20 protein-coding genes are annotated in these 18,320 nt (G+C 70.0%); 9 read left to right on the top strand and 11 right to left on the bottom strand.

The annotated features are described in order from the left end of the window. Positions 1-140 precede the first annotated feature (140 nt). Genes AC5592_RS03610 through AC5592_RS03620 form a run of 3 tightly spaced genes read left to right on the top strand, consistent with a single transcriptional unit; the run spans position 141 to position 2,714 of the window. Positions 141-1,352, top strand: a complete 1,212-nt coding sequence (locus tag AC5592_RS03610; RefSeq protein ID WP_036505654.1) for a TerC/Alx family metal homeostasis membrane protein — start codon at positions 141-143, stop codon at positions 1,350-1,352. A 47-nt stretch (positions 1,353-1,399) separates the two neighbouring features. After that, positions 1,400-1,765 carry an ArsR/SmtB family transcription factor gene (locus AC5592_RS03615; RefSeq protein WP_063063370.1) on the top strand — a complete coding sequence of 122 codons (366 nt, stop codon included), beginning with the start codon at positions 1,400-1,402 and terminating at the stop codon, positions 1,763-1,765. Continuing rightward, the gene (locus tag AC5592_RS03620; protein ID WP_063063371.1) at positions 1,758-2,714 is read left to right on the top strand and encodes an SRPBCC family protein; all 957 of its coding nucleotides are present in this window, start codon (positions 1,758-1,760) and stop codon (positions 2,712-2,714) included. The genes AC5592_RS03615 and AC5592_RS03620 overlap by 8 nt, the downstream gene beginning before the upstream one ends. A gap of 1 nt (position 2,715) precedes the next feature. Here AC5592_RS03620 and AC5592_RS03625 read toward each other — a convergent pair whose 3' ends face one another. From AC5592_RS03625 to AC5592_RS03635, 3 genes are all read right to left on the bottom strand, one after another. Then, complete coding sequence (locus AC5592_RS03625; RefSeq protein WP_063063372.1) at positions 2,716-4,119, bottom strand: MFS transporter; 1,404 nt, start codon at positions 4,117-4,119, stop codon at positions 2,716-2,718. Then, a complete protein-coding gene (locus AC5592_RS03630; RefSeq protein ID WP_063063373.1) occupies positions 4,116-4,679 on the bottom strand; it encodes a cysteine hydrolase family protein in 564 nt (187 codons plus the stop codon). Before AC5592_RS03630 ends, AC5592_RS03625 begins: the two co-directional genes overlap by 4 nt. A gap of 105 nt (positions 4,680-4,784) precedes the next feature. Further along, the gene (locus tag AC5592_RS03635; RefSeq protein WP_036507700.1) at positions 4,785-5,228 is read right to left on the bottom strand and encodes a MarR family winged helix-turn-helix transcriptional regulator; all 444 of its coding nucleotides are present in this window, start codon (positions 5,226-5,228) and stop codon (positions 4,785-4,787) included. Positions 5,229-5,404: 176 nt separating this feature from the next. On the opposite strand from AC5592_RS03635, the gene AC5592_RS03640 reads away from it, so the two are divergent. Next, positions 5,405-6,925, top strand: coding sequence for a MutS-related protein (locus tag AC5592_RS03640; protein ID WP_063063374.1), 1,521 nt, complete (start codon positions 5,405-5,407; stop codon positions 6,923-6,925). Beyond that, positions 6,922-8,400 (top strand): MutS-related protein, encoded by a 1,479-nt coding sequence (locus tag AC5592_RS03645; protein WP_063063375.1) that lies wholly within the window; start codon positions 6,922-6,924, stop codon positions 8,398-8,400. The genes AC5592_RS03640 and AC5592_RS03645 overlap by 4 nt, the downstream gene beginning before the upstream one ends. Positions 8,401-8,433: 33 nt before the next feature. Here the strand turns inward: AC5592_RS03645 and AC5592_RS03650 are convergent, their stop codons facing one another. The 3 genes from AC5592_RS03650 to AC5592_RS03660 are packed head-to-tail and all read right to left on the bottom strand — an operon-like array spanning position 8,434 to position 10,178. Further along, a complete protein-coding gene (locus tag AC5592_RS03650; RefSeq protein ID WP_143860283.1) occupies positions 8,434-8,757 on the bottom strand; it encodes a ribbon-helix-helix domain-containing protein in 324 nt (107 codons plus the stop codon). Beyond that, a complete protein-coding gene (locus tag AC5592_RS03655) occupies positions 8,754-9,047 on the bottom strand; it encodes a hypothetical protein (RefSeq protein WP_063063376.1) in 294 nt (97 codons plus the stop codon). The genes AC5592_RS03650 and AC5592_RS03655 overlap by 4 nt, the downstream gene beginning before the upstream one ends. Positions 9,048-9,074: 27 nt before the next feature. After that, positions 9,075-10,178 (bottom strand): quinone oxidoreductase family protein, encoded by a 1,104-nt coding sequence (locus AC5592_RS03660; protein WP_063063377.1) that lies wholly within the window; start codon positions 10,176-10,178, stop codon positions 9,075-9,077. Between the two features lie 102 nt (positions 10,179-10,280). On the opposite strand from AC5592_RS03660, the gene AC5592_RS03665 reads away from it, so the two are divergent. Then, positions 10,281-11,222, top strand: coding sequence for a LysR family transcriptional regulator (locus tag AC5592_RS03665; RefSeq protein ID WP_063063378.1), 942 nt, complete (start codon positions 10,281-10,283; stop codon positions 11,220-11,222). Between the two features lie 4 nt (positions 11,223-11,226). On the opposite strand, the gene AC5592_RS03670 is transcribed toward AC5592_RS03665, so the two are convergent. The 4 genes from AC5592_RS03670 to AC5592_RS03685 are packed head-to-tail and all read right to left on the bottom strand — an operon-like array spanning position 11,227 to position 13,275. Then, entirely contained in the window at positions 11,227-11,769 is a 543-nt protein-coding gene (locus tag AC5592_RS03670; RefSeq protein WP_036508398.1) for a hypothetical protein, read from the bottom strand. Positions 11,770-11,811: 42 nt separating this feature from the next. After that, complete coding sequence (locus AC5592_RS03675; protein ID WP_036508401.1) at positions 11,812-12,219, bottom strand: hypothetical protein; 408 nt, start codon at positions 12,217-12,219, stop codon at positions 11,812-11,814. Continuing rightward, positions 12,216-12,488 (bottom strand): hypothetical protein, encoded by a 273-nt coding sequence (locus tag AC5592_RS03680; RefSeq protein WP_030516981.1) that lies wholly within the window; start codon positions 12,486-12,488, stop codon positions 12,216-12,218. Before AC5592_RS03680 ends, AC5592_RS03675 begins: the two co-directional genes overlap by 4 nt. Positions 12,489-12,528: 40 nt before the next feature. Then, positions 12,529-13,275 carry an SCO6745 family protein gene (locus tag AC5592_RS03685; RefSeq protein WP_063063379.1) on the bottom strand — a complete coding sequence of 249 codons (747 nt, stop codon included), beginning with the start codon at positions 13,273-13,275 and terminating at the stop codon, positions 12,529-12,531. Positions 13,276-13,648: 373 nt separating this feature from the next. Between AC5592_RS03685 and AC5592_RS03690 the strand changes: the two genes are divergently transcribed. Continuing rightward, the gene (locus AC5592_RS03690; protein WP_036508406.1) at positions 13,649-15,919 is read left to right on the top strand and encodes a serine/threonine-protein kinase; all 2,271 of its coding nucleotides are present in this window, start codon (positions 13,649-13,651) and stop codon (positions 15,917-15,919) included. A gap of 42 nt (positions 15,920-15,961) precedes the next feature. Next, positions 15,962-16,672, top strand: coding sequence for a metal-dependent hydrolase (locus tag AC5592_RS03695; protein ID WP_063063380.1), 711 nt, complete (start codon positions 15,962-15,964; stop codon positions 16,670-16,672). Here the strand turns inward: AC5592_RS03695 and AC5592_RS03700 are convergent. Further along, on the bottom strand, positions 16,610-17,482 hold the full coding sequence (locus tag AC5592_RS03700) for a helix-turn-helix domain-containing protein (RefSeq protein WP_063063381.1): 873 nt from the start codon (positions 17,480-17,482) through the stop codon (positions 16,610-16,612). The two genes, AC5592_RS03695 and AC5592_RS03700, sit on opposite strands and share 63 nt — an antisense overlap. A 101-nt stretch (positions 17,483-17,583) precedes the next feature. On the opposite strand from AC5592_RS03700, the gene AC5592_RS03705 reads away from it, so the two are divergent. After that, positions 17,584-18,303 carry an SDR family oxidoreductase gene (locus AC5592_RS03705; protein WP_063063382.1) on the top strand — a complete coding sequence of 240 codons (720 nt, stop codon included), beginning with the start codon at positions 17,584-17,586 and terminating at the stop codon, positions 18,301-18,303. Positions 18,304-18,320: the final 17 nt, after the last annotated feature.

The raw sequence follows: 18,320 nt of genomic DNA on the forward strand, positions 1-18,320 counted from the left end.
CCGGTAACGCCCGGATGCCCCGCGCACCACCGCCGGTGCGCGGGGCATCCGGGCGTCCGGGGGGAGCATGTCGATCGCCGCGGGCGCGTGGGCGCGGACGCTACAGTCACCCGAGACCCCTCGCCGCCCAGGAGGCCGCCGTGACCGTTCCGCTGCTGGCATGGGCCGGTGCGCTGGCGCTGATCGTCGTGCTGCTGGTGTTCGACTTCGTCTTCCACGTGCGCGGTGCGCATTCGCCGACACTGCGCGAGTCGGCGGTGTGGTCGGCGGCCTACATCGGTGTCGCCGTGGCGTTCGGGTTCGTGGTGTGGGCGCTGGGCGGGTCGGAGATGGGGGTCGAATACTTCGCCGGCTACATCACCGAGAAGGCGTTGTCGGTGGACAACCTATTCGTCTTCCTGGTGATCTTCACCGCCTTCCGGGTGCCCGCGGCAGCCCAGCAGAAGGTGCTGCTGGTGGGGATCGTGATCTCTTTGGTGGCGCGGACCGGGTTCATCTTCCTCGGGGCGACGCTGATCAACCGTTTCGCGTGGGTGTTCTACCTGTTCGGCGGGGTGCTGCTGGTGACCGCGGGCAATATGCTGCGCCCCGAGAGCGAGGACACCCACTCCGGTGACGGGTTCGTGGTGCGCGCGACCCGGAAATTGTTGCGCACCACCGACTTCTACGACGGTGACGCGATGACCACGATCGTGGACGGGCGGCGCCGGTTGACCCCGATGATGTCGGCGATGATCGCGATCGGCGGCACCGACGTGCTGTTCGCCCTCGACTCGATTCCCGCGATCTTCGGCCTGACCCAGAACGTGTTCCTGGTGTTCACCGCCACGGCGTTCTCGCTGCTGGGTTTGCGGCAGCTGTTCTTCCTGCTCGAGGGGCTGCTGGACCGGCTGATCTATCTCGGTTTCGGGCTGGCCGCCGTGCTCGGCTTCATCGGGGTGAAGCTGATCCTGCACGCCCTGCATCACAACAGCGTGCCGTTCGTCAACGACGGCGACCCGGTGCCGGTGGCCGAGATCCCCACCGGGTGGTCGCTGGTCGTGATCGTCGCGATTCTCGTTGTGACGGTGGTGGTTTCGCTGTGGAGCCCGGCCGGGCGCGCGCAGACCGCCGTCGCCGGAGCGCGTCGCTACGCCACCCGCTACCTCGATCTGGGCTACGAGGCCGACCAGGCCGTCCGCGAACGCACCTACGCGCGCATGCTGGACTCGGAGCGGGCCATGGCCGGACTGCCGGACAAATATGTGCACCGCTTCCGCGCCGACGACCTGACCGCGCTTCTCGACCGCGCGCACGTCGTGCACGAGGACCGCATGGAGCGCATCCGCGCCGGCCTGCCGCTGCGCATGTGAACTCCGCACGCCTTCCACTTATATTCCGTTTCGGCTATATTGCCGATATGGCATCTACGTTCGAGGCGCTGGCCGAACCGCGGCGCCGCGAAATCCTCGACCTGCTGCGCCGGCGCGAACACCTGGTCGGCGAACTGGTCACGGAGCTGCGGCTCGCGCAGCCGACGGTGTCGAAACATCTGAAGATCCTGCGCGGCGCCGGACTGGTCGAGGTCCGCCACGACGCCCAACGCCGCTGGTATCGGCTGCGACCGCAGCCGCTCACCGACATCGACCTGTGGCTGGCCCCCTACCGGCAGCTGTGGGACACCAGCCTCGACGCGCTGGCCCGCCACCTCGACGTCCTGGCCGCCGCCGACGACAGCACCACACCCACCGATGCCGAGACCGCGAGGAGTGATGACGATGAGTGACCCGTCCGCCGAACTGACCACGATCGACGGCACCCCGACCTTGCGATTCGAGCGCCGCTTCGCCCACCCCCGCGAACGCGTGTGGCGGGCGATCAGCGATCCGCAGCAGATGACGGCGTGGTTTCCCGCCGCCGTGCAGACCGAACTGCGCCCCGGCGCGCCGATGCGGTTCGTCTTCGACGACGAAGCGCCCGTCGACGGCACCTGGGACGGGGAAGTCCTCGAGGTCGATCCGCCGAAGGTGTTCATGTTCCGCTGGAACCGCGACGTGCTGCGGTTCGAACTGCTCGCCGACGGCGACGGCTGCCGGCTGGTGTTCACCCACGCGCTCGGCGACGGCCCGACCGGCCGCCTGGGCGCCGCCCGCACCGCCGCCGGATGGGACGGCTGCCTGACGAGCCTGACCGCCGCACTCGACGAGACCGAGGTGAGCGAGGACCCGACGACCGGATGGCTGGCGCGCGCCGAAGCCTATATCGAGAAGTTCGGGCTGGCCCGCGGCAGCGCCGAACCGGGCGCGGACCCCGAATCCGATGTGGTGCTGCGGTTTTCGCGTGATCTGGTGTGGCGGCCCGCGGACACGATCTGGGCGATCCTAGTCGAGGACCAGTCGCCGCGCGTCGGTGCGATGCCACCGGCCCGCGCGACCAACCCGCAGATCGAACCCGGACCGGTCACCGCATGCGATCCGCCGCGGCTGCTGGAATACGAGGTGTCGGTGCACGGGCAGCCGGCGGGACGGGCGCGGTGGGAGATCGTCGCCGATCCGCGACTGGGCACCCGCGTCGACTTCACCCACACCCTGCCCCACCGCCTCGCCGCGCACCGCGCCGCATTGCTGGCCGCCTGGCAGGTGCAGTTCGAACTGTTCTTCGCCGCCACCCAGGGCGAGATCCGATGCCCGTGGCCGCGGCAACGCGTCATCGAACTGACCGCCACCTACAGTTGAGTCACCGCGCCGCCCCCCGGCCGGTGCGGACCGGAATCGTGGTGTCCAGCAACGTCATCAGCGCGACAACGACGCCGAGCCCGGCGATCACCCACGCGATGGCATGCAACCCGGCGTCGGTGGTGGCCGAACCGAAGGTCAGCGCGATCAGGCTGGAGGAGAAGATCGCCCCCATATAGGCGAAGGTGCGATACAGCCCCGACGCCACCGCGACCTGCCGGGCCGGCGCCTGCACGTACAGCGCGGCCTGGTTGGCGAACCCGCTGGCGCCGCCGGCCACTCCGAACAGCAGCGACATCGCGATCAGCACGATCACCGGCGAGTCGTGCTGGATCACGACCATCACCAGCCCGGTCGCGATCAACGCCGCACCACTGGCGGCCAGCGGCACCCGCACCCAGCCACGATTCGACACCAGACGAGCGATGACGATGCTGATCGCCGACAGCGGCAGCAGGATCAACCCCACCTGGGAGGCGCTGTAGTGCGCGGCCTGTTCCATCCACTGGCTGGTCCCGTAGAGAGCGGTGTAGGTGCCCAGCGACACCACCGCCTGCCGCAGATAGGTGCGCAACAGCCCGCCGTTGCGAGTCAGCATCCGCACATCGATGAGCGGGCTGCGGGCCCGCCACTCCCACGCCACCAGCGCGGCGGCCAGACCCAGCGTCACCGGCAGCAACCACCACAGCGGTGAGCGCAGATCCGACAGAAACGTCAGCATGCCGATCACCGCACCGGCGAACAGGCCGATGCCGACGATGTCGATCGCGGCCGGCAGCGACCCCTGATCGCGGCGGCGCGGTTCATCCTTCGGCACACCGGTCAGCGTCGCCACCAGCGCGACCAGCGCGAGCGGGATGTTGACGAAAAAGATCGCGCGCCAACCGAACACCCCCGCCAGCAGTCCCCCCAGCGGCAGTCCCACCACGGAGGTCACCTGCGCGGCGATCGAGAAATTACCCAGCACCCGCGCCGGCACCCCCGTCCCGGCGTCGTCGGCGCGCCGCCGCACCAGCGCCATCGCGGTGGGAAACGCCGCCGAGGTGCCGATGCCGATGAGCGCCCGCGACACCACCAGGAATCCGAAAGCCGGTGCGGCGGTGCCGATCACACCGGCGGCGATCAGAATGATCAGCCCGCTGGTGAATACGCGCCGGGGCCCGAACAGGGTGGCGAGTTTGCCCATGGTGGGCTGGGCGACGGCGCTGCACAGATACAGCACCGAGATGAGCACGGCGGTGGCGCCGGGGCCCCGGTGGAAGTCGACGCCGATGCCCACCAGAGCGGTGGCGATGGTGGAGGTGTTGATCGGGTTGAGGGTCGAGCCCAGCAGCAGCGGCCCCACGAAGCGGGCGGTGAACGGGTCGCTGCGGGCGGGCGCGGTATCGGCGGGGGCGGCTGTCACGGGCGGGCCGCCAATGTCTGTAGCACGTCGTCGGTGGTGCCGGTTTCGGCGATGCGGCCGAAGATGTGGGTGATGCTGTGGTCGTGGCGTCCGCCGTCGGGATCGGTCATCGCGTCGACGGGCAGTGTGACGTGGAACCCCTGTTCGTGGGCGTCGCGGGCGGTCGATTCGACACCGGCGCCGGTGGCGATGCCCACGACCACCACCTGGGTGACTCCGTCGGCGCGCAACCGGTCGGCCAGCCCGGTACCGGCGAAGGCGCTGCGGGCGTGCTTGGTCACCTGGATATCGCCCGGATGCGGCCGCATCTGCGGGATGAGGGCCGTCCAGTCCGGCGGCAGATCGGTCATGGTGGTGGCGCCGGCGTCGGTGCGCCCCGGCGGGGTACCGGCGACGTTGACCAGCACAACCGGCAGGTCACGGTCACGGAAGGCCTGGGCGAGCGTGGCCGCCCGCGCGATCACCGGTTCCACCGGATGTGCCAGCGGCCGCCCGACGATGCCCTGCTGCAAATCGATCACGATGAGAGCGGTGGCCGGGTCCACGGTGGTGACGGGCATGACGAATTCCTTTGCTGGCGGGCGAGTTCGGAGCACCGGGTGCGGCGCGCGCGAGGACGCGCGGGCCCGGTGGCCGGGTCGCGGATTTCGGTTGTAGGCGCTCGATCAGCCGGCGCGGCCGATGCGGTCGAGCAGCTCGATCGCATCGGCGAGTTGCCGGATTTCGGCGTCGGTGAATTCGGCCTCGATGACGCGGGTGAGCCAGTCCTCTTTCGCGCGGCGGCCGGTGCGGAATTCGTCGCGGGCGGCATCGGTCAGGTCCAGGACGGTTTTGCGGCCGTCGGCCGGATCGGGTGTGCCCGCGATGAGACCCGCATCTTCCAGCGCGCGAACGATTTTCGCCATCGATTGCGGGCGCATTCCCGCCGCATGAGCCAGCTGGGTGGCCGTGGCGGGCCCGCCCTGTTCGAGGCGGATGAGGACCGAGCTCTGGGATTTGGTGAGGTCGCTGCCCTCGGCCTGAGCACGCAGCTGCCGCAGCAGCCGGCTGACGGCGACACGCAGATCGCTCGCCACCGCGGCGGCTGTGGGCGCAGGCTTTCCGGACATGACTCCACCGTACCATTTACTAAGCTAACTGTGTAGTTGGCTGTACAACTTTGCCGGGGCCTCGCCTGGGCCGGTCGTGATTACTTGACGGCCGGTAAGTGATGTGGCTAGCCTGACCGAAAAGCCCCCTACCGGGTCGTTCATCCGATCCGGCCGGCGTGGGAAGTGGGTGGGGAATGCAGACCGTCAGCGTGTTGTGGCCGGTACCGGCCGAGCGCGTGGCCTCCGTCGAGATCGGCGAGGACGCGCTGACCGATCTGGAGATCGCACCGCTGATCGCCGCCATCGTCGGCGAGACCGATGACCACGATCTCACCGCCCTGCTGCGCCGCCCGGTCCGTGATCCCGACACCGTCCGATTCCGCCAGGAAGTGTTCACCGACCTCGACGACGGCGAAACCTACTCCGCCGCAGAGGAATTTGTGATCGCCATGTGGCGGGTGCGGCACCGGCTGCGCGTCGCGGGCGAGCTGTATCACCCCCATCAGCGCCACCGCCTGCACCTCGACGCCGCCGCCGACTACCTGACGGCGGTGACCGCGCTGCACACCGCGACCGCACGACTGCCACTGCGATCGCGGGCACTGCTGCGGTGGCGCACCTACCTCGACACCTATTGCGCGAGTACGGATCTGCGCGCCCTGGCCGACGACATCGACACCGTGCAGGCCGCGCTGGCCCAGGTGCGATACCGGCTGCGGATCGTCGACCGCACCCTCGAGGTGAGCCCCGCCCGTCCCGCCCCCGACTACACCGCCGCCGTGACACAGCTGCTCGCCCGCTTCGGCGCACCCCACCGCCACGACCCGCGCCCGCGACCGCAGTGGCCGGATATGAACCAGACCGAGGAACAGATCCTCGACCGGGTCGCGGCCCGGTATCCGGCGCCGTTCGCGCGACTGGCCGAATTCGTCACCCGTCATCGCGATGTCATCGCCCCCGAGGTGGCCGACTTCGACCGAGGCATGCAGTTCTATCTGCGCTACCGCCGCTTCGCCCACCGCGCCGCCGGAACCGGGCGCAGTGTGTGCCTGCCCGAGATCGCCGCACCGGGCGAACCGATCCACGCCGATCGCGCCTACGACCTCGCCCTCACTGTGCGCTCTCCGAACTCTGTGGTGTGCAACGATTTCCGGCTCGAGGGCGGGGAACGGCTGGCGGTGGTGACCGGCCCCAATCAGGGCGGCAAAACGACTTTCGCGCGCACGATCGGGCAACTGGTGTACTTCGCCGCACTCGGCGGCCCGGTGCCCGCGCACACGGCGCGGCTGCCGTTGCCCGATCGCATCCACACCCACTTCGAACGCGCCGAACACGCCGGCGACCCGGACGGAAGGCTGCTGGCGGAGCTGCGGTCGATGCGCGAGATTCTGCGCACCGCGAGCGCGGACACCCTGATCGTGCTCAACGAGAGTTTCGCCACGACCACCACCCACGACGGTGTGCGCATCGCCGGCGAGGTGCTGGCCCACATCGTGCGGCGCGGCGCGTGGGGGGTGTGGGTGAGCTTCTTCGACGACCTCGCCGAGGCTGGACCGGAGGTGGTGTCGATGGTGGCACTGACCGACCCGGACGACCGCGCGCACCGCAGCTACCGGATCGTGCGCCGCCCCGCCGACGGCCACGCCTACGCCACCGAACTCGCCGACCGCTTCGGACTCGGCTACGACGCGGTGGCCGCGAGGCTGGCGCGATGAGGGTCCGGCTGCTCTACCCCGGCGACACCACACCCGCACCCACCGCGCTCGGCGACACCGCCGTCGAGGATCTGGGCCTGTCCGCGCTGTTCGACACGATTGCCGACAGCGACCCGGCGGCCGCCGACGCGGTCCGGGCCGTGATCGCCACCGCCCCGGCCGATCCGGCGGTGATCTCCCACCGCCACGACGTGCTCACCGACTGCTGCGCGAATCCGCACCTCGTGCGCGCCGTCCACGACATCGCCACCACCGCGACCGCGGTGCGGCGCTGGACATCGGCCGCCGGGCGGCGAGCCAACGGCACACTGGTGCTCGCGCTGCCACCGTTCACCGAACAACTCGAACTGCTGCGCCGACTGCGCACTCTGCTCGAACGCGACGGCGACCGCGTCACCGCCGCGGGCTGGACCGACCTGATCGCGACCACGAAACAGTTCGACGACACCTACCTGCAAGCGGTGCGCGACGAGCTGAGCGTGCTGCGCTTCGACCACGGAGTCGAGTTCGAAGCAGGCCTGGGCGCCGGCAACAAGATCACCGATGTCGTGGTCCACCGGCCACCGCCGCCGCGCCGCACACGATTCGGATCATCGCGCGGCGCCGGCGTTTTCGACGCGATCGCCGACGGTGACCTCACCTCCGATCCGGTGATGCAGTTGAAGGATCACGCGCTGGCCGAACTCGCGGACGTGGTAGCCGCAGCCGCCGACGAGTTGCACGGCTTCTTCCTGCGCTTACGCGACGAAACCGCCTTCTACCTCGGCTGCCTGATCCTGCGAGACCACCTCGACCGCACCGCGATCCCCTACTGCCTGCCACACCCCCACCCACCCGGCACCCCGCGACTGCGCGGCCGCGGGCTGCGCGACATCACCCTGGCCCTGGGCGCTTCCCCCGCGACCGTCACGGGTAGCGACCTCGCCGCCGACGGACGATCGCTGCTGATCGTCACCGGCGCCAACAACGGCGGCAAATCCACGTTCCTGCGCAGCCTCGGCGCCGCGCAACTGATGATGCAGGCCGGAATGTTCGTCCTCGCCGAGGAATTCGCCGCCGACGTCCGCGACGGGGTGTTCACCCACTTCGCCGCCGACGAGGACCACACCCTGTCCTACGGCAAACTCGCCGACGAACTGGTCCGGATGAACGCCGTGGTCGACCGGATCGGGCCGCACGGCATGCTGCTGTGCAACGAGGCGTTCGCCTCCACCGGCGAACGCGACGCCGGCCGTATCGCCGGACCGCTGCTGCGCGCGCTCACCGAGGCCGCAGTGAAGGTCGTGTTCGTCACCCACCTCCACGACTACGCCCGCACCCGCCACGCCGACGCGCACCCGGGTGATCTGTTCCTGCGCGCCGAACGCCGCCCCGACGGCACCCGCACCCACCGCATCGTGCCCGGCCCGCCCGAGCCCGGCGGTCACGGCTACGACCTGTGGGCCGCCACCGACCTCGACGCCCTCGGACACTGAGGGGACCGCCCGCAGACGGGCACCGCCCGCGTCTCAGGCCGAGGGACGCAGACTGCTCAGCACCCGGATCGCATCCGAGAGCGGGATCATGCGGCCGGGTTGTTCGGCGAGCAACCCCATCTCGATGTATTGGCGAATCAGCATCGACGGGGTGATGCAGTGTTCGGCGGCCGCCTCCCGGATCCGGTCGCGCAGATCCTTCGGCAGTTTCAGGGAGGTGGTGACCATGCCGCGTTCGATCTCCTCGCCGGTCGGCGGCAGCGCGGGTGCGGCGGCGGTGTCGTCGAACACCAGGGCGTCCACGACCGCCTGCGGGTCGGCGCCGGGCTTCGGTTCGAAGATGTGCTTGTCGGTCATCGGTTCGCCTCCCATGCGGTGTATTCCTCGAGCTGCTGCGGGCGCATCTGCGCGGCCATCACGATCTCCCAGGTGCCGGCCGACTCCGGCGACGGCCGCATCCGCAGCATCACCACCAGCGGACGGCCCGCATCGGTGCGGCCCCATACGGTGGTGACGGGCAGCCCTTCCAGGGTGCGGGCCGGGCGCGGCCAGCGCCGCGACGAATACAGCACCTCCATCACCTCCCAGGGCGCCACCTCGGCACGATCCAGGAACGAGTGGATTCCGATCCACCATGCGTACTCCACGCAGCCACCATAATACCCGCGTATTACCTACTCCGGCAGTGGTGACCGCCGCTGCGGCAACACCACCGTGCGATCGAACGCCGCGGGATGGGCCGCGGCATGCTCTACCGCCGTCGCGATCTCCGCCAGCCCGAAGGTCGTGACCGTCTCCCCCGACAGATCCAGCAGCCCGCAGCGCACCAGCTCGATCAGCCCGCCGATCGCGGTGCGCGGGCACATCCACTGCCCGCGCACCGTGACACTGTCGCGCATCAGCCACGGATACGGCAGCGCCAGATCACGACCACCCAGCATCCCCACCCCGCCCATGAGCACGACGCGCCCGAACTCCCGCACCGTCATCGCCGCGGTCCGCACCACCCGCGAATCCGCCGCGGGCGGCAGAATATCGAGCACGACATCCACCGGTCCCCCGCCCGCCGCCTGCATCGCCTGCCGATCCATCTCCTCGTCACCGGTCAGCTCGACCGGGCGAACCCGCTCACCGAACAGGTCCCGCAACCGGGTCAGAGCCGCGCGGTTGCGCCCGGGAGCCACCACCCGGCTCGCACCCATCGCCAGCCCCACCGCCACCGCCGAACCCCCGAAATTGCCGGTCGCCCCGCTCACCAGCAACGTCTCTCCCGCACGCAGATCCGCCGCCAGCAGACCCCCGTACGGCACCAGCGGCACCGCTAGCGCCGCCCACCGCGCCACCTCCCCGGCATCGATGTCACCGAGCGGCACGGCGTTCTCGGTCGGCACGACCATCCGCTCCGCGAACGAACCGTGATGGAAGTACCGCGACAACCGCAGCCCGCCCGCCCCGCGCGAACTCCAGCCCTGCAATGTGATGTCGGGCGTGCGCGCGTCGTCGCGGGAACGCACCGTCGGATCACACCACACCAGGTCACCGGGCCGCAGCCGGGTCGCATCCGGTCCGGCCGACACCACCCGGCCCACCCCGCCCATTCCCGGAATCACCGGCGGCTCCAGCGGGTACTTGCGCGCGCCACCGAAAACCTCTGCCGCATAGGGCAATACACAGGTGGCCAGCACATCCACCAGCACCTCACCGGAGCTGGTCACCGGATCGGGCACGGTCGTCACCGTCAACGGCCGCCCGAACTGCTCCAACATCGCCGCACGCATCGCCCGCTCCTCCTGCTTTCCGAATTGTCTCCCCGCCAACGTAGGTCGCGATCCGGCCATGCCACCAGCGAGAGTCCGGCATATCTGGTATGCCGTACTTGCATGGATCTGTCACCGGCCGGGCTGCGGGTACTGGCCGAGGTCGCCGAACGCGGCTCGTTCACCGCCGCGGCCACCGCCCTCGGCTACACCCAATCCGGAATCTCCCGCCAAGCCGCCGCCCTCGAACGCGAGGCCGGCAAACTCCTGTTCGAACGCCACCGCACCGGCGTCCATCTCACCCCCGCCGGACTCACCCTGCTGCGCCACGCACGCGTCGTCCTCGACGCCCTGGACGCGGCACGGCGCGACCTCGACGGCGACGACGTCACCCAGCGGGTGCGGCTGGGCAGCCTCATCAGCGCGGGCGTGGTCCTCGTACCCACCGCGCTGGCCGCGCTGCGCCGCACCCATCCCGGCCTGGACGTGTCCACCCGCGAGGGCACCACTCCGGCGCTGGTCCGCGCGATCCGCGCGGGCAGCCTGGATCTCGCCGTGATCACCTCCCGCCCGCCGCACCGGCCACCCGACACCGAGCTACCCCGGCTGATCGTCGAACACCTCACCGACGTCGAACTGCTCGTCGCCGCGCCCGCCACCGGCCGCTTCGCCGGCCGCGCCACCGTCACCGTCGACGAGCTCCTCGACGTCCCCTGGATCGCGAGCCCCGCCGCCACCACCGAACCCCTGCTGGGAGTGTGGCCCGGCCTGCCCGGCCGCCCCCACATCGCCCACCGCGCCCGCGACTGGCTCGCCAAACTCGCCCTCGTCGCCGCCGGTTGCGGCGTCACCACCGTCCCCTCGGGCCTGTTCCCGGTGCTGCCGCCGGAGGTGATCACGCTGCGCGTGGTCACCGGCACCCACGACCGCGCCGCCACCGAACTGCGCCGCCTGTCGCTGATCCGCCCGCCCGCCGCACTCACCCCCGCGGTCGCCGCCGTCATCGACGCATTGCGCAGCGCCGCAATACCTTTCGCCCCCGCTACCGGGCGGGTACCGGGCTAGCGGGTCACCAGATCAGGGTCCGCTCGGGTACCCGCACACAGGCGAAGAAGCGTTTTCCGATATCGCTGCCGTCGTGGTTGTAGGCGTTCATGATCTCGGCCAGCTCGTCGGCCAGCTCCTGCAGCGCCGGACTCGGGTTGTCGATACCGCAGTCGCTGACCCAGCCCCATTCCCGCGGCACGCCCTCGATGGTGACGATGATCTTGCCGACGTACGGCGTCGCGACCGAATAGGAGATCTCGATGGGCGCATCGCGGATCGGTGAACGCTCGGCGAGCTCCGCGCGATGCTGCGGCATGCTGAAGATCTTCGCGAAAGCGATGTCCTGACTGATCATCTCGGCGATGCTGGCCAGGGTGGCATGCCGGCCCACCCGGTGATAGCGGGGACCGTAGTCACGATCACCGCGCGGCCCCGCCGCCTGCGGATGCTTGGCCAGGATGCGATCGAGCATGCGCTGGGCAGCATCGCGTTCGGCGGCGCCGGTGGCGGGATGGTCGATCAGCTGGCGCAGCCGGGAAATCCGGGGGCTCAGGGCCGTTGACATGGTCGCGGTCCTCTCCTCGTCGTCGCGCGGCAGCCGCGGCGGTCAGGGCAGCGGATCGACCAGCACCTGATGGTCGATGCGTCGCAACATATCGGGCCGAGCGGTCAAACACGGCCAATTGCGAGAGACCGCCTCACTGGCGGCGTGTCCGGCGGCCACCAGACCATCGGCATCCGAGCGCCCGGCCAGCAGCGCCGCGACCCGGGAGGCCGCGCCGGTGTCCAGTCCGGTCACCACGGTGTGCGGCAACTCCAGCAACACCGCGAGAATATCGAGCCGATCCGGCCGGATCAGCGCCTGCCCCGCCGCCGCCACCGCCGCGGGCACCACGATGGTATGACCGGCCTCGGCCGTCGCCCACGCCACCGCGTGCACGTACGGCAGCCGCCGCGTCCAGCCCACCACGGCGGCGGTGTCGAACACCACGCCGCCCAGTGCGGCCGGGCTCACGCGGCGCCGGCGCTTCGCCGATCCAGATCCTCCGCCGACAGCGGCGGCAGGCCCTGCACACGCCGGGCCTGATTCACCAACTCGAGCGGCGGCACGCCACCGAAACTGGACTCGATGGCATCCAGCGAGATATCGCGATCCATCCGATCCCGCAGCGCGGCCGACACGTAGGCGGACAGATTGTCGATCCGCCCCGACGCCTTCCAGCGCTCCAAGGTCGACACATCATCCTTGGGGACCGAGATCGTCACCTTCTTCGTCTCCGCCATACCAACAGGGTACGTCAGTATGGCGAACGGACGGCGGCGACTACCGGGTGAAGATGGTGGCGTAAGCCTGCCGCAGCAGCTCGACCAGCTCCTTGCCCGCGGTATCGTCCAGCGCCGCGAAGGCCGGGGCGATCAACTCGTCGGTCAAAGCCTCGGCCGCGTCCCAGCGTTCCCGCATCGCGGCGCTCACCTCGGTGGCATCCACCCGCTCACCCCACCCGAACAGCCGCGCCTGGGTGGGCCCGTCGGTCCGCGGTGAACCGCCGATCAGCACCGCTTCGAACGGCGACAGCCCACTCGCCCGCACCGCGATCAGATGCAGGCCGCCGCGCAGCTCTCGCAGACAGTGGATCAACTGCAATACCCGGCCCGGGGCATCGCCGGCGAGCGGCAACGCCCGCCAGCCCGCGAACAGGCTCACCCCCGCGACATCGGCGGAATCGGCTACCGCCCGCAGCAATTCGGCCAACCGGTCCGCGTCGTCGAATCCGGCGAGTTTGCGGCGACCGAAACCCTGGCACGCCGCCAGATAACCGGCCGCGGCCTCCGCGGGCGCCATCGCCACCGAATTCCACGCTGCCCGAACGGTTTCCGCCTCGAAGAACCCGAACGCCGCGGTCACCACATCGGCATCCACCTCGCCGAGCACCCCGCCGCGGCCGCGGGTATAAGGTCCGATGAAGCCGTCCACGCCGGTGGTGGCACCGAAGGCCTTGGCCTCACGGGAGAACATGAACGCGCCCCCGATGGTCTGGATCTCGGACTTCACCGCGGCCGGCACCGACACGGCGGACCCCTTTCGACGAGAGCGACCGATCCGGCCGCTCGGCTCCTTCGACAATCCCCCGGAGCCTATCTCGCTTCAATCCGCTAATGCCAGCACCCGACGGCAATCCGCCGCACCCGCGAACAACCCCCGAGCTAATCCAGCGCCATCCGGCCCGCCCGCGAGACGGCCTCGCCACCGCCCGCCTGCCGAACCCGCCGGCCCGACGCTCGCGATATTCCGCCGCCGCAGGCGACCGGCTTCCCAGCACCGCACGGTACGCGTGAAATCCCGTATAACGTAACGGCATCGGCACGTTGCCCGGAATTCATGGGAGGATTCACCTATTCTCGGGTCCGGGCCCGGGTACCACCGATTTCGAAGCGAGCGAGGGATGACCGACAACCTCGGCGCGACCGCACCCGACCCCGGTGCCGACCGCGCCACCGCCACGCAGACCGCGCTGACGTCGCTCGTCGCCCGCTTCGCCCAGCAATGGCAAACCTCCGGCGAACCGCCCGATCTGTCGGCCCACCTGCCCGCCGAACCCGCGCTGCGCCGCTCCGCGCTCATCGAACTCATCAAGGTCGACCTGCACGAACGCTGGCAACGCGACACCGACGCACCGCGCCTGGCCGACTACCGCGAACAATTCCCCGAACTCGCCGCCGCACCCCTGCCACCCGACCTCGTCTACGAAGAGATCAACGCCCGCAGCCGCCGCGACCACCACGCCGTCGACCTCGGCGAATACGAACAGGACTACCCCATCCAAATGGCCCGCATCACCGAAGGATTCGAGGACCTACCCCCCTCGGCACCCGGACTGCGCACCACCATGCTCGCCGACCCCACCGCCCTCGACGCACTCGACACCATCAACCCCGGCGCCACCGTCGACGACTTCGACCTGCTGTTGCCCCTCGGCCAAGGCGCATTCGCCCGCGTCTTCCTCGCCCGCCAACGCTCCATGGGACGCCTCGTCGCCGTCAAGATCTCCCACGACCGCGGCAGCGAACCACAAACCCTGGCCCAACTCGACCACGACCACATCGTGCGCGTCTTCGACCAACGCCAGATCACCGACCAGCACCTCAAACTCATGTACATGCAGTACGTGCCCGGCGGCACCCTGCTCGGCGTCCTGCGCATGCTGCGCCGCACACCACCCGACCAGCGCAACGGAAAACTCCTGCTCGAAGCCATCGACGCCGCCACCACCACCGGCGGCGTCCTCGAACCCCAGCCCTCCCCCACCCGCACCGAACTCGCCCGGCTCAGCTGGCCCGAAACCGTCGCCTGGCTCGGCAGCCGCCTCGCCGCCGCCCTCGACTACGCCAACCGCCGCGGCATCCTGCACCGCGACCTCAAACCCGCCAACGTGCTGCTCACCGCCGACGGCCAACCCAAACTCGCCGACTTCAACATCAGCTTCAGCCGCCACCTGCCCGGCGCCAACCCCGTCGCCTACTTCGGCGGATCCCTGCCCTACATGGCCCCCGAACAACTCGAGGCCTGCCACCCCCACCTCGACACCACCGCCGCCGACCTGGACACCCGCACCGACCTCTACGCCCTCGCCGTCGTGCTGTGGGAACTACTCACCGGCCGCCTCCCCTTCGACGACGGCCACGACGCCGGCGAAACCGAAGAATCCCTGCAAGCCATGATCGACCGGCGCCGCACACCCATCGCCGCCCGCTACGAAGCCGACCTCCCGCCCGACACCCCCGCCCTGCTGCGCCACGCACTGCTCACCTGCCTGTCGCCCGACCCCGCCGGCCGCTACGCCACCGGCGCCGACCTCGCCCAGCAACTCGACCTCAGCCAGGACCGCGCCGCCCGCGACCTCGTCGACCCGCCCACCCACAGCCTGCGCGCCCGCCTGCGCATGCGCCCCATGCCCGTGGTCACCCTCTCCAGCCTGCTCGGCCACCTGCTCGCCGGGCTCTACCTCGGCTCCCACAACCTGCGACTCATCCGCGACGCCCTCGGCGCCGACGCCGCCCACCAGATGGTGCGCCTCGGCATCGTCATGATCGCCATCGCCTACCCGATCGCCATCGCCGCCCTCATGTACTGGTGCCGCTCGGTGTTCGTGATACCCAACGGATTACGCCGCGGCAGACAATTCGACGCCGACACCCTTGCCCGCGCCCGCGCCGACACCCTCGCCTGCGGCGACCGCATCGCCGTGGCCACCTTCGCGGGATGGCTTGCCGCACTGGGCGTCTTCCTCGTCAAACTGCACACCCTCGGCGACGTATCCCCCGGCATCACCACCAGCCTCATCGCCTGCAACCTCGTCGCCGCCTGCGTCGCCGTCGTCTACACCTACTTCCCCGTCACCTACTTCGTCCTGCGCTGGTACTACCCGGGTCTGGTCGCCGCCGGCGCCACCACCCCCGCCGACGCCGCCATGCTGCGGCGCATGGTGCACCGCAGCCGCATCTACCTCGGCGTCGCCGCCTGCGTCCCACTCATCGGCGTCCCCGCCGGACTGGTCTTCCTCACCCCCGACCAACAACAGACCGTCATCGGCCCCATCGTCGGCCTCTGTGTCGGAGGGCTTTTCGCCTTCCTCATCACCCTGCGCACCTTCTACGCACTCGAATCCGACCTCAACGCCCTCGACCGCATCCTCGACCCCCACCCCCACTCCTGACCGGCTCGAGACCACCGATCAAGATCGGCTAATCTCGAGGCGGTGCTAGGACATTCACATGCGACCAGTGGTGCGCTCGCGTGGGCGGGAGCCGCTGCCGCGCTACCACTTTCGATTCTCACCTTCCCCGCCGCGCAGATCGGCCATCTCGGCACCGTCGACCTGCTCATGGGAACGTTTCTCACCGCCGGCGCCGCCCTGCTGCCCGACGCCGACCACCCCAGCGGCACCATCTCGCATGCGCTCGGACCGATCACGCACACCGCCTGCAAGATCATCTCCACCGTCTCCGGCGGACACCGCCACGCCACCCACTCCCTGGCCTTCGTCGCGGCCGTCGCCTACGGCACCTGGGCCGGCGAACACTGGATCGGCCGCTGGTTCACCCTCGGCCTGGTCTTCTTCCTGCTCGCCCTCGCCGTGCGCGCCCTGAACCTGTGCCCGCCCGGCGAAGGACTGCGCTCCTACGCCACCATCGCCGTACTCGCCGTCGCCGGCACCTTCGCCATGGACCAGTGGATCTCCGACAAACCCGCCTGGCTGCCGTTCTCCGTCGGCCTCGGCGCCCTCGCCCACCTCATCGGCGACTGCCTCACCGACCGCGGCTGCCGGCTGTTCTGGCCACTGGACATCCGCACGAGGATCCCGATCATCGACCGCACCGGCAACAAGGTCGAAACCTGGCTGATCTCACCACTGTTCGTGCTCGGCACCCTCGCCGCGCTCTGGTACGTCATCACCCACCAGCCCTAACAGCGTCACCGCGTCGCGGTCCGGGCTGCCCGGCTCGGCCTGGAACGCGACGAACCGCTGCCCGTCCGCGGCGGTCAGAATCTCCGACGTCAACTCCATCCGGCCCACCGCCGGATGCCGGAACATCCGCCGCGTACCGCGCTTGGCCCGCACATCGTAGTGCGCCCACAGCGCCTCGAAATCCGCGGTCGCCCCGCACAATTCATCCGTCAGCGCGGCCAGCTCCACCGGATGCGACCCCGCCCCCTGCACCACCCGCAGATGCGCCACACAATCGCGCGCCATCCCCGTCCAATCCTCGAACACCGTCCGCGCCGCCGGATGCGTGAACACATACCGAATCAGATTCCGCCGCACCGGCTCCCACTCCTCGATACCCCACAGCAACCGCAACCCCTCCGGATTGGCCGCCAGCAGATTACTCACCTGATCGAGGACGAAAGCCGGTGTGGGACGCACCGAATCGAGCAGCAACACCATCCCCCGCCCCGCCCGCTCCACCGGCGCCGCCGCCGCGGCCGACCGCGCCCCCGCCAGCCTCGCCACCCGGTGCAGATGCGCCGCCTCGTCGGCATCCAGCAGCAACGCCGACGCCAACGCCGCCAACACCTCCGGACTCGGATTGCGATCGCGGCCCTGTTCCAGCCGGATGTAATAGTCCACGCTCAGACCCGCCAGCGCCGCCACTTCCTCGCGACGCAGACCCGCCGTCTGCCGACGCCGCGTCCCCGGCGGCAGACCCACCTGCGACGGCTGCACCCGCGCGCGGCGCGCACGCAGGAACTCTCCCAGGGCCCGACGATCATTCACTCATCCAGTGTGCCCGCTTCCCAGCCACGCCGGGGTAGCCCCGCCAGGACCAGGCCACAGCCGGTCTCCCCGCCGCCCTCGCCGCACCGCACGGTGGATCCATGACCGACAGCACCCACACCCTCGTCATCGGCGGCAGCTCCGGCATGGGATTCGCCCTGGCCCAACGGCTCCTGCCCGCCGGCCATCGAATCACCATCGCCGCCCGCGACACCGACCGCCTCACCGCCGCGACCGCACACCTCGGATATCCCGATCAGGTCCGCTCACAGCGCGTAGACATCGCCGAAGAAGCCTCCATCGCAGCACTTTTCGACACCCTCGGCACGGTCGATCACGTCGTCGTCACCGCCGCCGACATGCGCCACGGATACGGACCGCTCACCGAACTTTCCGCACACGACGCGCGGACGGTCCTCGACATCAAGGTGCTCGGGCCGTGGCTGGTCGCGAAATACGCAGCGGACCGGGTTCGCAACTCCATCACCGTCACCTCCGGCATCGCGGCCTATCGTCCCGCTCCCGGCGGATCGGTCGTCGCCACCGCCAACGCCGCCCTCGAAGGCCTGGTCCGAGCGCTGGCGCTGGAATTGGCGCCGATCCGGGTCAACGCCGTCTCACCCGGCTGGATCGACACCCCGATCTGGGACGACTTCGCCGGCCCCGACAAACACGCCCGCCTCACCGCGATGGCCGCCCGGCTGCCCGCCGGCCGCATCGGCCGTCCCGCCGATATCGCGGCCGCCTTCCACGCCGTCCTCGACAACGACTTCCTGACCGGTGAAGTCCTCCACGTCGAAGGCGGCCACCGCCTGGTCTGACGAGAGCACCCCACATA

This window comes from Nocardia violaceofusca NBRC 14427, assembly GCF_963869435.1.
In the GTDB taxonomy this organism is placed as follows: domain Bacteria; phylum Actinomycetota; class Actinomycetes; order Mycobacteriales; family Mycobacteriaceae; genus Nocardia; species Nocardia aobensis.

What these genes read in the sequence shown, in the direction of transcription:
- AC5592_RS03615 (WP_063063370.1), top strand. Translation starts at nt 1,400, where the DNA reads ATGGCATCTACGTTCGAGGCGCTGGCCGAACCGCGGCGCCGCGAAATC.
- AC5592_RS03620 (WP_063063371.1), top strand. Translation starts at nt 1,758, where the DNA reads ATGAGTGACCCGTCCGCCGAACTGACCACGATCGACGGCACCCCGACC.
- AC5592_RS03630 (WP_063063373.1), bottom strand. Translation starts at nt 4,679, where the DNA reads ATGCCCGTCACCACCGTGGACCCGGCCACCGCTCTCATCGTGATCGAT.
- AC5592_RS03635 (WP_036507700.1), bottom strand. Translation starts at nt 5,228, where the DNA reads ATGTCCGGAAAGCCTGCGCCCACAGCCGCCGCGGTGGCGAGCGATCTG.
- AC5592_RS03640 (WP_063063374.1), top strand. Translation starts at nt 5,405, where the DNA reads ATGCAGACCGTCAGCGTGTTGTGGCCGGTACCGGCCGAGCGCGTGGCC.
- AC5592_RS03645 (WP_063063375.1), top strand. Translation starts at nt 6,922, where the DNA reads ATGAGGGTCCGGCTGCTCTACCCCGGCGACACCACACCCGCACCCACC.
- AC5592_RS03650 (WP_143860283.1), bottom strand. Translation starts at nt 8,757, where the DNA reads ATGACCGACAAGCACATCTTCGAACCGAAGCCCGGCGCCGACCCGCAG.
- AC5592_RS03660 (WP_063063377.1), bottom strand. Translation starts at nt 10,178, where the DNA reads ATGCGTGCGGCGATGTTGGAGCAGTTCGGGCGGCCGTTGACGGTGACG.
- AC5592_RS03665 (WP_063063378.1), top strand. Translation starts at nt 10,281, where the DNA reads ATGGATCTGTCACCGGCCGGGCTGCGGGTACTGGCCGAGGTCGCCGAA.
- AC5592_RS03670 (WP_036508398.1), bottom strand. Translation starts at nt 11,769, where the DNA reads ATGTCAACGGCCCTGAGCCCCCGGATTTCCCGGCTGCGCCAGCTGATC.
- AC5592_RS03680 (WP_030516981.1), bottom strand. Translation starts at nt 12,488, where the DNA reads ATGGCGGAGACGAAGAAGGTGACGATCTCGGTCCCCAAGGATGATGTG.
- AC5592_RS03690 (WP_036508406.1), top strand. Translation starts at nt 13,649, where the DNA reads ATGACCGACAACCTCGGCGCGACCGCACCCGACCCCGGTGCCGACCGC.
- AC5592_RS03705 (WP_063063382.1), top strand. Translation starts at nt 17,584, where the DNA reads ATGACCGACAGCACCCACACCCTCGTCATCGGCGGCAGCTCCGGCATG.